This window comes from Burkholderia sp. Ax-1719 (assembly GCF_011753055.1).
GTDB lineage: Bacteria > Pseudomonadota > Gammaproteobacteria > Burkholderiales > Burkholderiaceae > Paraburkholderia.
The window spans coordinates 15,165-27,504 of record NZ_VWWJ01000034.1 but is presented as its reverse complement, the minus strand read 5'-3'; the positions used below and the strand labels follow the sequence as shown (position 1 = coordinate 27,504).

The window sequence follows — 12,340 nt, the reverse complement described above, 5'->3', positions numbered from 1 at the left end:
ATGGCTAACGCTGCGGGCGAACGCCCGGAATCAATGACCCGGCAGCAGCTTCTTCGCCTTCTGCAGTGCGCGCGCGGAAATGCCCGGCGTCGTGCCCGGTTTGAAAAGCTTCACGGTGCGCACGGCCTGATCGTCGGCGCGCATGACTTCGAGTTTCACGTCGCCGATCTGCACACACACGTCGCCTTCGGGAATCTCTTCGAGCACTTCGAGAATCAGGCCGTTGAGCGTCTTCGGCCCGTCGGTTGGCAGCGTGAGATGCAGCCAGCGATTGAGCTCGCGCAAAGGCATGCTGCCCGGCACGATGCATTCGCCCTGATCGTTCCAGCCGCCGCGCCCGGTGCCGCTGCGCGGCATGGTCGTGGTGAATTCACCGATCAGTTCTTCGATGATGTCTTCCGGTGTGACGAGGCCTTCCATCTCGCCATACTCGTTCACCACCAGCGCGATGCGATGGCGGCTTTCCTGGAAGTACTGAAGTTGCTGGAACACGGGCGTGCCGGTGGGCACGAAATAGGGTTCCGCGAGCAGTTCGCGCAGCGTCTCGCGCTCGAATTCCTGGTTGTGCAGGGCGGCCAGCGTCTTGCGTACATGCAGTACGCCAAGCACGCGATCGATATCGCCCTGATACACGATCAGCTTGTTGTGATAGCAGGTCTCGAGCTGATGCAGGATGTCTTCGAGCGGCGCGTCGTAATCGAGTGCTTCGATGCGGCGGCGCGGAATCATCACATCATCGACGGTGATGTTTTCGAGATCGAACAGGTTCAGCAGGATGCTGCGGTGCTTGGTCGGCATGAAGCTGCCGGACTCCAGCACGATGGTGCGCAGTTCCTCGGTCGAGAGACGCTGGTCGCGCGCCTTGCTCGTGTTGATGTGCAGCACGCGCAGGATCGTGTTCGCAAACATGTTGACGAACCAGATGATGGGCTTCGTCACGCGCATGAGCGGTGCGATCAGCAGGCTGGCGGGCAGCGCGATTTTTTCCGGGAAAGTTGCGCCGACGATCTTCGGCGTGATTTCCGCGAACACGATGATGAGGAAGGCGACGATACCGGTCGCGATCGACAGGACGACGTTGTTATGTCCGAAAGTGTGCAGCGCGATCGAGGTGGTGAGCACCGGAATGATCGTGTTGAACAGATTGTTGCCGATCAGGATGACGGAGAGCAGCAGGTCGGTGCGCGCGAGCAGCTTCTGCGTGGTCTTCGCGCCGAGCGCGTTATGGGTCGCGAGGTATTTCAGCCGATGGCGGTTGAGCGCCATCATCGCCGTTTCGGAGATGGAGAAGAAGCTGGAGCAGATGAGCAGGACGAACACGGCGCCAATCTGCGCCCATACGGGAAGGTGGTCCACGCTTGGAGAAAGTGAGGGGAACGGGTGGGGAAACTATAACAGAGGGGTGCGGCAGGACCGCCGGGGCGGGAAGCGCATTGGCCGTTCGGCCAGGCGTGGCCCCTGAGTTGCTGCGTACGGGAACGACAGACGAAAAAAAACCGCACAACACGTGTGCGGTTTTTTTCAGAATTCTGGTCGGGGTGAGAGGATTCGAACCTCCGGCCTCTACGTCCCGAACGTAGCGCTCTACCAGGCTAAGCTACACCCCGAATTTTACTGCTGCACTCTTCCGACTTGCTTCGCCTTCTTCAAGACTGGCGCGTCGTCGAGTAAGAACATAATTCTAGCAGGCTCTCTTTGTATTGGGAAGAGGGAAATGAAGAAATTGCATCGGCGGCTGCTTGAGCCTCTGCCTTCGCGCATTGGAGCGTGTGATCGAGCGCGCCCGAACGCGTGATGGCCGCGAAGATTTCGTCGAAGCGCGTGGTGCCGCCTTGCTCGATCGCCTCGCGTGCGAGCGCCGCTTCTTCCGCCGTGCCGTGCTCGATCAGCCAGATCAGCGGCAGCGTGGGCTTGCCTTCGCGCAGATCGTCGCCGGCGTTCTTGCCCATCGATTCGGCCGTGCCGGTGTAGTCGAGCCAGTCGTCCATGATCTGGAACGCCGTGCCCATGCGGCGGCCATATTCCGCCGCGGCTTCTTCGGTGCGGGCATCTGCCCCCGACAGCACCGCGCCCAGTTGCGCCGCCGCCTCGAACAGTTTGGCCGTCTTGTAACGGATGACCTGCATGTAGCGTTCGGTGTCGACGTCCGCATCATGCATGTTCAGGAGTTGCAGCACTTCCCCTTCGGAAATGATCGTGGTGGCCTGCGAGAGGATTTCCATCACGCGCATCTTGCCCACGCCGACCATCATCTCGAACGAGCGCGAATACAGATAGTCGCCCACCAGCACGCTGGCGGCATTGCCGAACAGTGCGTTGGCCGTCTGACGGCCGCGCCGCAGATCGGATTCGTCGACGACATCGTCGTGCAGCAGCGTGGCGGTATGGATGAACTCGACAACAGCCGCGAGCGTGTGCCGATGCGTGCTGCGGTCGCCGAGCGCGCCCGCCACGAGTAACAGCAGCGCCGGGCGCAGCCGCTTGCCGCCCGCACTGATGATGTACTCGGAGATCTGGTTGATCAGCATCACCTCGGACGCCAGACTTTGCCGGATGACACGATTCACCTGCTCCATGTCGCTGGCGATGGGCGCAAGCAGGGTCGCTGCGCTGGGGGTAGGGGTGGCGGTGGACGACATGATGGCAAATATAGGTAGTGCCGCGGATTATAAGGCGAATCGGCCGCGGGCCGGACTCAGCCTAGCCGACTGGCCGATGGTTCCCTCTATTTTGCTCATAGTGTGTGGGGCTTTTGCACCGGTCGGAAACCCTTGCTGCGTATGGTGCTGGAACACAGGATGCGGGCTTGTCAATACCTTTTGACCACGCAGCTAACTCTATGTATAATCTAAGGTTTCGGGCGCGCAGTGCGTCTGAAAAGATATTTTAGAGTGAGGTTCTCAATGTACGCGGTCATAAAAACCGGCGGCAAGCAGTACAAAGTTGCCGTTGGCGAAAAACTCAAAGTAGAACAGATACCGGCTGACATTGACGCAGAAATCACGCTCGACCAGGTTCTCGCAGTGGGCGAAGGCGAATCGATTAAGTTCGGTACGCCGCTGGTCAGTGGGGCTGTCGTCAAGGCCACCGTCGTGTCGCAAGGTCGTCACGCAAAAGTGACCATCTTCAAGATGCGTCGCCGTAAGCACTACCAGAAGCATGGCGGCCACCGCCAGAACTACACCGAACTGCGCATCGACGCGATCAACGCGTAAGCGCACGACGGTTAAGGAGCAAATAAATGGCACACAAAAAGGCAGGCGGGTCGTCACGTAACGGCCGCGACTCAGAGTCGAAACGACTTGGCGTGAAGGTGTTCGGCGGCCAGGCTATCCTCGCAGGCGGCATCATCGTTCGCCAGCGCGGTACGCGTATGCACCCGGGTCTGAACGTTGGCATTGGCAAGGACCACACGCTTTACGCGCTGGTCGACGGCCACGTCTCGTTCGCGATCAAGGGCGCAGCCAACAAGCACATGGTCAACGTCGTACCGGTTGCAGCTTAAGTTCTAGCTGCTAGCAATCGACGCAAGGAAGGCCCCGCGAAGTTTGCGGGGCTTTTTCTTTATCTGCGCCCCGGCTCACGCGGTCGCGCAGTGTCGCTAGCCGTTCGGCCAGGTGCGCAAGCATGGCCCCGGCGAGCACAATACGTGGGCACAATAACGAATTAACGACGATTCACCGATTACGGGACGGAGTAACGCATGAAGTTCATTGACGAAGCGAAGATCGAAGTCATCGCCGGCGATGGGGGCGATGGCAGCGCGTCGATGCGACGCGAGAAGTTCGTCCCGTTCGGCGGGCCGGACGGCGGCGACGGCGGACGGGGCGGCAGCGTCTACGTGATCGCCGACCGCAACATCAACACGCTGATCGACTACCGCTATACCAAGAAGCATCTGGCGCGCAACGGCGAAAACGGCCGCGGCTCGGACTGCTATGGCAAGGGCGGCGACGACATCACGCTGCGCATGCCGGTGGGCACGACCATCACCGACATGGAAACCGGCGAATTCATCGCCGACCTGACCGAGCACGACCAGCGCGTGATCGTGGCGGAAGGCGGTGCGGGCGGCCTCGGCAACCTGCACTTCAAGTCGTCCACCAACCGCGCGCCGCGTCAGAAGACCGACGGCAAGGCGGGCGAGCGCCGCATGCTGCGCCTCGAACTGAAGGTGCTGGCCGACGTCGGTCTGCTGGGCATGCCCAACGCGGGCAAGTCCACCTTTATTTCCTCGGTGTCCAACGCCAAGCCGAAGATCGCCGATTACCCCTTCACGACGCTCGCGCCGAACCTGGGCGTGGTGCGCGTAGGTCCGAGCAAGAGCTTCGTGATCGCCGACATTCCGGGCCTGATCGAAGGCGCAGCGGAAGGCGCGGGCCTCGGTCACCAGTTCCTGCGACATCTGCAGCGCACCAACGTGCTGCTGCACCTCGTCGATCTCGCGCCGTTCGATGATTCCGTCGATCCGGTTGCGGACGCGAAGGCCATCGTCGGCGAACTGCGCAAGTACGACGAAACGCTCTATGAGAAGCCGCGCTGGCTCGTGCTGAACAAGCTCGACATGGTGCCGGAAGAAGAGCGCGCGGAACGCATCGCCGACTTCGTGAAGCGTTTTGAGTGGGACGGCCCGGTCTTCGAGATCTCGGCGCTCACGGGGCAGGGCTGTGAGAATCTCTGCTACGCGATCTACGATTACGTTTCCGAACATTCGGACGCGCGTCGCGCAGAAGAGGCGGAAGATCTCGCCTCCGACGTGCGCTTCCGCGAAGGCGTGGCGGGACAAGGTGGCAACAGCAGCGGCAGCGGCGTCGCGCAGGAGCCGCAAGAGTAAGTCATCGTTCGTGCCGGAAAGCGGGCCACGGAGCCGCGCCGGCACCTTCTCGCGTCATCAGTCATTTGGGGAGACCGCGCAGCATGCGTTCCGTCATCGCCGATTCCCGGCGTCTGGTAGTGAAAGTCGGTTCGAGCCTCGTCACGAACGATGGTCGTGGGCTCGATCATGAGGCCATCGGCCGATGGGCCGCGCAGATCGCGGCGCTGCGTGCGCAGGGCAAGGAGGTCGTGCTCGTGAGTTCGGGTGCGATCGCCGAAGGCATGCAACGTCTGGGTTGGACGAAGCGCCCACGCGAAATCGACGAACTGCAGGCTGCTGCGGCCGTCGGCCAGATGGGACTCGCGCAGGTCTACGAAAGCCGTTTCGCGGAACACAACATCCGCACCGCGCAGATCCTGCTGACGCACGCTGACCTCGCCGATCGCGAGCGCTATCTGAACGCGCGCTCGACGCTGCTCACGCTGCTGCGTCTGGGCGTGGTGCCGATCATCAACGAGAACGACACCGTCGTCACCGACGAAATCAAGTTCGGCGACAACGACACGCTCGGCGCGCTGGTGGCCAATCTGATCGAAGGCGACGCGCTCGTCATCCTCACCGATCAAAGCGGTCTCTATACCGCCGATCCGCGCAAAGACCCGGCCGCGACGCTCGTGCAGGAAGCGGACGCCGGCAAGCCGGAGCTGGAAGCGATGGCGGGCGGCGCGGGGTCGAGCATCGGCCGCGGCGGCATGCTCACCAAGATTCTCGCGGCCAAGCGCGCGGCGCATAGCGGCGCGAATACCGTGATCGCCAGCGGTCGCGAAGAAGCGGTGCTGGTGCGTCTCGCGCAAGGCGAGGCAATCGGCACGCAATTGATCGCGCGCACGGCGCGCATGGCGGCGCGCAAGCAATGGATGGCCGATCACCTGCAGGTGCGCGGCCATGTCGTGATTGACGATGGCGCGGTGCAGAAGCTCACGGCTGACGGCAAGAGTCTTCTGCCGATTGGTGTGGTGGGCGTGCAGGGCGCGTTCGCGCGCGGCGAAGTGATCGCCTGCCTGAATCCGTCAGGCCAGGAAGTCGCGCGCGGCCTCACGAACTACAGCAGCGCGGAAACCAAGCTGATCCAGCGTCATCCGAGCGGCGAGATCGAAGGCGTGCTCGGCTATATGCTGGAGCCGGAACTGATCCACCGCGACAATCTCGTGCTGGTCTGAGGCGAGTTAGCGTCAGGGCGAAAAAAAGCCGCAACAGTCGATGACTGCTGCGGCTTTTTTGTATGCGGCTCGCGTCGAACTCAGCGCACCAGCGTCGATTGCGTGCGACCGAAGCGGATGTTCTCGCTGATCACCGGCGCCTTGCCGATCGGCATCTTGTTCGCGCAGAAGTAGTCTTGATACAGACGCGACTGATACGCGTTGAGATCGCCGTTCTCGATGCGCGACCAGTTGTTCGCCACGGTCTGATCCCAGCCGTTGTGGTCGGCGTTCAGGCTCGCGTAGAGGCGCCACTCGTACGTATCGCAGCGAATGCCTTCGTAGTTGATGTTGCGCGCGCCGTTCGGGCTCGTGATGACGATGACGTAGCGCACCACACCGTCGGTGCCGACCGTCAGCGAAGCGGGGTCGACGGAGAACTTCAGCGGCGTGTTGTTCGAGACGTCGAAGCCATACAGCGTGCTGTTCGGGCCGGGCAGCGCCGGCAGGCTTTCGAGCTTGTTTTCCGTCCACTCGCCCTTACGGTCGAGCAGATAGGTGAACGCGCTGTCGTCCTTGTTGGTGGGGCCGGAACTGCCGCAAGCGGACAGCAGGACGCTACTAGCGGCCGCGGCGCACACCGCAGCAAGAGCCAATCGTTTCAAGTGATATTCCTTCGATGCACCGGCGCTGCGCGCACGAATGCGCGGCGCCGCGAATGCGGACCGCCGTGCGCCACGCAGACAACTGCGCAGCGCCCGCCTGGCCGGTCCGGGCGTTGGGTGCGACGTGGCGAGCCTGCGGGCGCAGAACCCAGAAAGCTGGATTACCCGTGCTCGTCCGGCGCAGGCTCGATCATACTCCCCGCGGGGTCGCAGTCGCGATCCAGTGGGGAGTGATCGGTGGCATCGATGAGCGTGGGCTCGAATTCCACCGCCTCGGCGTGCGCGGTCGCGATCAGGCGCGGGTAGCGCACTTCATGACCGTGCGGACCATGCGCGCTATGCACATGGACGCGTTCGACACGAGGCATCGCCGGGCGTCGCAAAAATCGCGACAGCTCGGTCAGCGCCAACTGATAGACGTCACGCTTGAACTCGATGACCGCTTCGAGCGGCACCCAGTATTCGTTCCAGCGCCACGCATCGAACTCGGGATGCTCCGTTGCCCTCAGGCAGATATCGCAATCGCGCCCGACCATGCGCAGCAGAAACCAGATCTGTTTCTGACCGCGATAATGGCCGCGCACTTCGCGCTTGATGAACTTGTCCGGCACCTCATAACGCAGCCAGTCGCGCGTGCGACCGACGATCTTGACGTGCTCCGGATGCAGACCGGTTTCTTCGTGCAACTCCCGATACATTGCCTGCATGGGGGTCTCACCATATTTGATGCCCCCTTGCGGAAACTGCCAGGAATGTTCGCGAACCCGTTTGCCCCAAAACACCTCGTTTCGCGCGTTCAAGAGGATGATGCCGACGTTCGGGCGAAACCCCTCACGATCCAGCATACAACCACCTTCGAATCCTTTAAAATTGCTTTGATTATAAACAGATAACGGTCCTCACGCACCCGACGGCCAGAAGTTTGGAGCGTTTTGTCACGAAGGCGCAAAAACCGTTCGCAGCGCCGCCCGCGGGCTGCACCTGCGCGGCGCCCGGGGCGTTGTCATAATGTCGGGTCTGTGATCTCCACCGTTGGACTCTTTCGCGCGGCCTCCCGTTGCCGCCGCTTTTGGAAAAAACTCTGAATGAAAGCCTCCCGTTTCTTTATCGGCACCCTCAAGGAAGCGCCGGCTGACGCCGAAATCGTCAGCCACAAGTTGATGATCCGCGCCGGCATGATCCGTCGCGTTGCGGGCGGCATTTACAACTATCTGCCGGTTGGCCTGCGTTCGATCCGCAAGGTCGAGCAGATCGTGCGCGAGGAAATGAACCGCGCGGGCGCCATCGAACTGCTGATGCCGGCGGTGCAGCCGGCCGAACTCTGGCAGGAATCGGGTCGCTGGGAGCAATACGGGCCGGAACTGCTGCGCTTCAAGGATCGCAAGCAGACCGATTTCGTGATGGGTCCGACGCATGAGGAAGTCGTCACCGACATCGCGCGCAACCAGATCAAGAGCTACCGTCAGATGCCGGTGAACTTCTACCAGGTGCAGACGAAGTTCCGCGACGAAATCCGTCCCCGTTTTGGCGTGATGCGTGGCCGCGAATTCATCATGAAGGACGCGTACTCGTTCGATAAGGACGTCGACGGTCTGAAGCTGTCGTACGAGAAGATGTACGACGCCTACGTGCGCATCTTCACGCGCCTGGGCCTGAACTTCCGCGCAGTCGTGGCCGATAACGGCTCGATCGGCGGCAGCGGCTCGCACGAATTCCACGTCATCGCCGAAACGGGCGAGGACGACATCGCTTACTGCCCGGATTCGGATTTCGCCGCCAACGTCGAAGCGACTGAAGCGCTGCCGCTGATCGCCGAACGCGCAGCGCCCGCCGAAGCGCTCACGAAGACCTCGACGCCGGGTGCCGCGAAGTGCGAAGCCGTCGCGAAGCTGCTCGACATTCCGCTCGAAAAGACCATCAAGTCGATCATTCTGGCAACCGACAACGAAGGCGCCGAACCGACGATCTGGCTGCTGATGCTGCGCGGCGATCACGATCTGAACGAGATCAAGGCTGGCAAGCTCGAAGGCCTCAAGGGCTTCCGAATGGCAACCGAAGCCGAAATCATCGAGTGGTTCGGCACGCCGCCGGGTTATCTCGGCCCGCTCAATACGAAGAAGCCGGTCAAGGTGATCGCGGACCGTACGGTCGCGAACATGAGCGACTTCGTGGTCGGCTCGAACGATGTGGACTTCCACACCACGGGCGTGAACTGGGGCCGCGATCTGCCGGAACCGGTCGTCGCCGACATCCGCAACGTGAAGAAGGGCGATCCCTCGCCGGACGGCAAGGGTGTGATCGACATCTGCCGCGGCATCGAAGTGGGCCACGTGTTCCAGCTCGGCACCAAGTACTCGGAAGCCATGGGTGCGACGTTCCTCGCGGAAAACGGCAAGCCCGCGCCGATGCAGATGGGCTGCTACGGCATTGGCGTCACGCGTATACTGGGCGCGGCGATCGAGCAGAACTTCGACGAGAAGGGCATCATCTGGCCGGAGTCGATCGCACCGTTCCAGGTGGTCGTGTGCCCGATGGGTCTGGACCGCAGCGAACTCGTGCGCGAGCACGCCGAACGTGTGTACAACGAACTGGTCGAAGCCGGCATCGACGTGATCCTCGACGATCGCGGCGAGCGCCCGGGCGTGATGTTCGCCGACTGGGAACTGATCGGCGTGCCGCATCGTCTGGTGATCGGCGATCGTGGCCTGAAGGAAGGCAAGATCGAGTACCAGGGCCGCCGTGACACCGAAGCCACGCTGCTGCCGGCCGAAGAAGCCGCAGCGACGGTCGCGCAGAAGGTCAAGGCCGCGCTTCAGGCTTGATGCATTTCATCATCATTCACCTCAGCTAAAGGAGCGTTGCGAACGTGGAATACAGCTTCCTGTCCGCGACGATCCTGCTGCTGCTCATCACCGATCCGCTCGGCAACATTCCGCTCTTCATCGGCTGCCTGCATCATGTGGCGCGGGAGCGTCGGGCGATCGTGATCCTGCGCGAGGTGGCGATTGCGTTCGTGATCCTGCTCATCTTCATGGTGGCCGGTAACGGCTTTCTGCGCATGATGGGGCTCACGGATACGTCGCTGCGCATCGGCGGCGGCATCGTACTGTTTCTGATCGCGCTGCGCATGATCTTCCCGCATCCAGGCGGCCCGTTCGGCGGTGGCGATAAAGGCGGCGAGCCGCTCATCGTGCCGCTGGCGATTCCTGCGCTGGCGGGGCCGTCGGCGCTGGCCACGGTGATGCTGCTGACGTCGCAGGCGCCGGGCAAACTGTTCGAATGGATCGGCGCTCTGATCGTGACGATGGCGATCTGCGCGATCGTGCTGGTGCTGGCGGAGCGTATCCAGCAGTGGCTCGGCGAGCGGGTGGTGACGGCGTTCGAGCGCCTGATGGGGCTCGTGCTGGTGGCGATTTCGGTGGAGATGATACTCGCGGGGATCGCCGCGTTCGTGCATCACCTCTGATGCCACGCAGGCAACAAAAAAGCCGCTTCGGTTGAAGCGGCTTTTTTTATTGGCGTGCCAATGTGGCGGGCTTATCCGCCCAGTTACGCACCCTCGGTCAGTGCGCGAATGGTCGGCAGATTGCGCCAGTAACCCTTCGCGTCCATGCCGCATCCGAACACATAACGGTCCGGCACCGAAAAGCCGCAGTAATCCGGATGCAGCGGCTTGGCTTTCGGGATGATCTTCTCGCACAGCACGGCCGAGAGGAAACGCTTCGCGCCCATGTCCATGATGCGGTCGCGGATCGCGGCCATGGTTTCGCCTTCATCGAGGATGTCGTCGAGCACGAGCACGACGCGGTCCTTCACCGACTCGCGCGGCGCGACGCGCCATTGCATCTCCGCGCTGCCCTTGATGGCGTTGCGATAGCGCGTGAGGTGGATGTAGTCGAATTCGAGCGGGAAATCGAGGTGTGGCAGCAGCATGCCGGTGAACACGGCCGCGCCGCCCATCACCGACAGCACGAGCGGGAAGTCCTCGCTGATATCGGCGCGAATGGCTTCGGCCATCCGGCCGATCGACGCATTGACCTCGCTCACCGAAACGATTTCTTCGGAGTGGCGGAAAATATGGAGGGCTTCTTCGCGATTCATGACTCTGGCGGGGCGGTGGCTGTAGCTATTCAGTGTGGAAAATAACGACGGCGCGCGCTACAGCAAAAACCCGCGCTTCATGGTCCAGCTCGCGCGCCGCGTCGGTTCGGGCCGTTGTGCGGCCCGCATCAAACTATAAGAGCGTCGATCAACGCATGCCGGGCATCATGCCCTTCATGCCGCGCATCATCTTCTGCAGATTGCCGCCCTTGAGCTTCTTCATCATGGTGCGCATCTGGTCGTACTGGTTGAGCAGACGGTTCACTTCCTGCACCTGCACGCCCGCGCCCGCCGCAATGCGGCGCTTGCGCGTGGCCTTGATGAGATCGGGCTTGGCGCGCTCCTGGGCGGTCATCGAATTGATGATGCCTTCCATGCGGCGCATCTGCTTTTCGGCCTGGCCCATGTTGGCGCCCGAGGCAGCCTGCTGGAACTGCGCGGGCAGCTTGTCCATGAGCGACGAGAGGCCGCCCATGCTCTTCATCTGCGTGAGCTGCGCGCGGAAATCGTTGAGGTCGAAGTCGCCGCCTTTCTTGACCTTGTCGGCGAGCTTCTGGGCGGCTTGAACGTCCACGCCGCGCTGCGCTTCTTCGACGAGGGCGAGAATGTCGCCCATGCCGAGAATACGATTGGCCATGCGGTCCGGGTGGAACACTTCCAGACCGTCGAGCTTTTCCGCCACGCCGACGAACTTGATCGGCTTGCCGGTGATGTGGCGCACGGAGAGCGCCGCGCCGCCGCGGGAGTCGCCGTCGAGCTTGGTGAGCACGACGCCGGTGAGCGGCAGGGCGTCGTTGAACGCCTTGGCCGTGTTGACCGCGTCCTGACCGAGCATGGCGTCGACCACGAACAGCGTTTCCGCCGGCTTGAGCGAGGCGTGCAGCGCGGTGATTTCGTTCATCATCGCCTCGTCGATACCGAGGCGGCCGGCCGTGTCGACGAGCAGCACGTCGTGGTAATGGCGCTTGGCCCAGTCCACGGCGGCGGCGGCGATATCGACCGGCTTCTGGTCGGGCTGCGACGGGAAGAAGTCGGCACCGACCTGTTCCGTCACCGTCTTCAACTGCGCGATAGCGGCAGGGCGGTAGACGTCACAGGAAACGGTCAGGACCTTCTTCTTGTACTTTTCGCGCAGGAGCTTGGCCAGCTTGCCGACCGTGGTGGTCTTACCCGCGCCCTGCAGACCGGCCATGAGGATGACGGCGGGCGGCGTGACAGCGAGGTTCAGCTCGACGGCCTTGCCTTCGTAGTCGCCGCCGATCACGGCGGTCAGCTCGCGTTGCACCACGCCGACGAGCGCCTGGCCCGGCGAGAGGCTGCTGATGACTTCTTCGCCCAGCGCCTTTTCCTTGACCTTGGCGATGAATTCGCGCACGACGGGCAGCGCCACGTCCGCTTCGAGCAGCGCGAGACGGACCTCGCGCAGCATTTCCTGCGTATTGGCTTCGGTCAGCCGGGCTTCGCCGCGCAGCGTCTTGACGACGCGCGCCATCCGTTGAGTGAGATTGTCGAGCATGGGGAGGCGGTGAGCAGTGCGGCCCGGTGCGTGGAGCGGGAGA

At 62.4% G+C, this 12,340-nt stretch carries 12 protein-coding genes and 1 tRNA gene; 6 read left to right on the top strand and 7 right to left on the bottom strand.

The window, feature by feature from the left end; all coding sequences use genetic code 11:
• Window positions 1-30: 30 nt before the first annotated feature.
• The 3 genes from F3J17_RS32595 to F3J17_RS32585 all read right to left on the bottom strand — a co-directional run bounded on the left by F3J17_RS32595 (window position 31) and on the right by F3J17_RS32585 (window position 2,639).
• Window positions 31-1,356: an HlyC/CorC family transporter gene (locus F3J17_RS32595; protein ID WP_167069423.1), complete on the bottom strand. Its 1,326-nt coding sequence runs from the start codon at window positions 1,354-1,356 to the stop codon at window positions 31-33.
• A gap of 174 nt (window positions 1,357-1,530) precedes the next feature.
• Window positions 1,531-1,607 (bottom strand) — tRNA-Pro (locus tag F3J17_RS32590).
• Between the two features lie 39 nt (window positions 1,608-1,646).
• A complete protein-coding gene (locus tag F3J17_RS32585; RefSeq protein ID WP_167069421.1) occupies window positions 1,647-2,639 on the bottom strand; it encodes a polyprenyl synthetase family protein in 993 nt (330 codons plus the stop codon).
• 264 nt (window positions 2,640-2,903) lie between these two features.
• Here F3J17_RS32585 and rplU point away from each other — a divergent pair, with 264 nt between their 5' ends.
• From rplU to proB, 4 genes are all read left to right on the top strand, one after another.
• A complete protein-coding gene (gene rplU / locus F3J17_RS32580; protein WP_065060411.1) occupies window positions 2,904-3,215 on the top strand; it encodes a 50S ribosomal protein L21 in 312 nt (103 codons plus the stop codon).
• A gap of 26 nt (window positions 3,216-3,241) precedes the next feature.
• On the top strand, window positions 3,242-3,505 hold the full coding sequence (gene rpmA / locus F3J17_RS32575; protein ID WP_167069419.1) for a 50S ribosomal protein L27: 264 nt from the start codon (window positions 3,242-3,244) through the stop codon (window positions 3,503-3,505).
• Window positions 3,506-3,703: 198 nt separating this feature from the next.
• Window positions 3,704-4,834, top strand: a complete 1,131-nt coding sequence (cgtA, locus tag F3J17_RS32570) for an Obg family GTPase CgtA (RefSeq protein WP_167069417.1) — start codon at window positions 3,704-3,706, stop codon at window positions 4,832-4,834.
• 83 nt (window positions 4,835-4,917) lie between these two features.
• Window positions 4,918-6,036 (top strand): glutamate 5-kinase, encoded by a 1,119-nt coding sequence (gene proB / locus F3J17_RS32565; RefSeq protein WP_167069413.1) that lies wholly within the window; start codon window positions 4,918-4,920, stop codon window positions 6,034-6,036.
• Between the two features lie 80 nt (window positions 6,037-6,116).
• On the opposite strand, the gene F3J17_RS32560 is transcribed toward proB, so the two are convergent.
• Together F3J17_RS32560 and F3J17_RS32555 are read right to left on the bottom strand one after the other, a co-directional pair.
• Window positions 6,117-6,680 carry a CNP1-like family protein gene (locus F3J17_RS32560; protein WP_167069411.1) on the bottom strand — a complete coding sequence of 188 codons (564 nt, stop codon included), beginning with the start codon at window positions 6,678-6,680 and terminating at the stop codon, window positions 6,117-6,119.
• Between the two features lie 161 nt (window positions 6,681-6,841).
• Window positions 6,842-7,525 (bottom strand): RNA pyrophosphohydrolase, encoded by a 684-nt coding sequence (locus F3J17_RS32555; RefSeq protein WP_167069409.1) that lies wholly within the window; start codon window positions 7,523-7,525, stop codon window positions 6,842-6,844.
• Between the two features lie 240 nt (window positions 7,526-7,765).
• Here F3J17_RS32555 and F3J17_RS32550 point away from each other — a divergent pair, with 240 nt between their 5' ends.
• Entirely contained in the window at window positions 7,766-9,502 is a 1,737-nt protein-coding gene (locus F3J17_RS32550; protein WP_167069407.1) for a proline--tRNA ligase, read from the top strand.
• Window positions 9,503-9,546: 44 nt separating this feature from the next.
• On the top strand, window positions 9,547-10,146 hold the full coding sequence (locus F3J17_RS32545; RefSeq protein ID WP_027817971.1) for a MarC family protein: 600 nt from the start codon (window positions 9,547-9,549) through the stop codon (window positions 10,144-10,146).
• A gap of 83 nt (window positions 10,147-10,229) precedes the next feature.
• On the opposite strand, the gene F3J17_RS32540 is transcribed toward F3J17_RS32545, so the two are convergent.
• Complete coding sequence (locus F3J17_RS32540) at window positions 10,230-10,781, bottom strand: hypoxanthine-guanine phosphoribosyltransferase (protein WP_027817970.1); 552 nt, start codon at window positions 10,779-10,781, stop codon at window positions 10,230-10,232.
• A 148-nt stretch (window positions 10,782-10,929) separates the two neighbouring features.
• Complete coding sequence (gene ffh / locus F3J17_RS32535; protein WP_027817969.1) at window positions 10,930-12,297, bottom strand: signal recognition particle protein; 1,368 nt, start codon at window positions 12,295-12,297, stop codon at window positions 10,930-10,932.
• Window positions 12,298-12,340 lie beyond the last annotated feature (43 nt).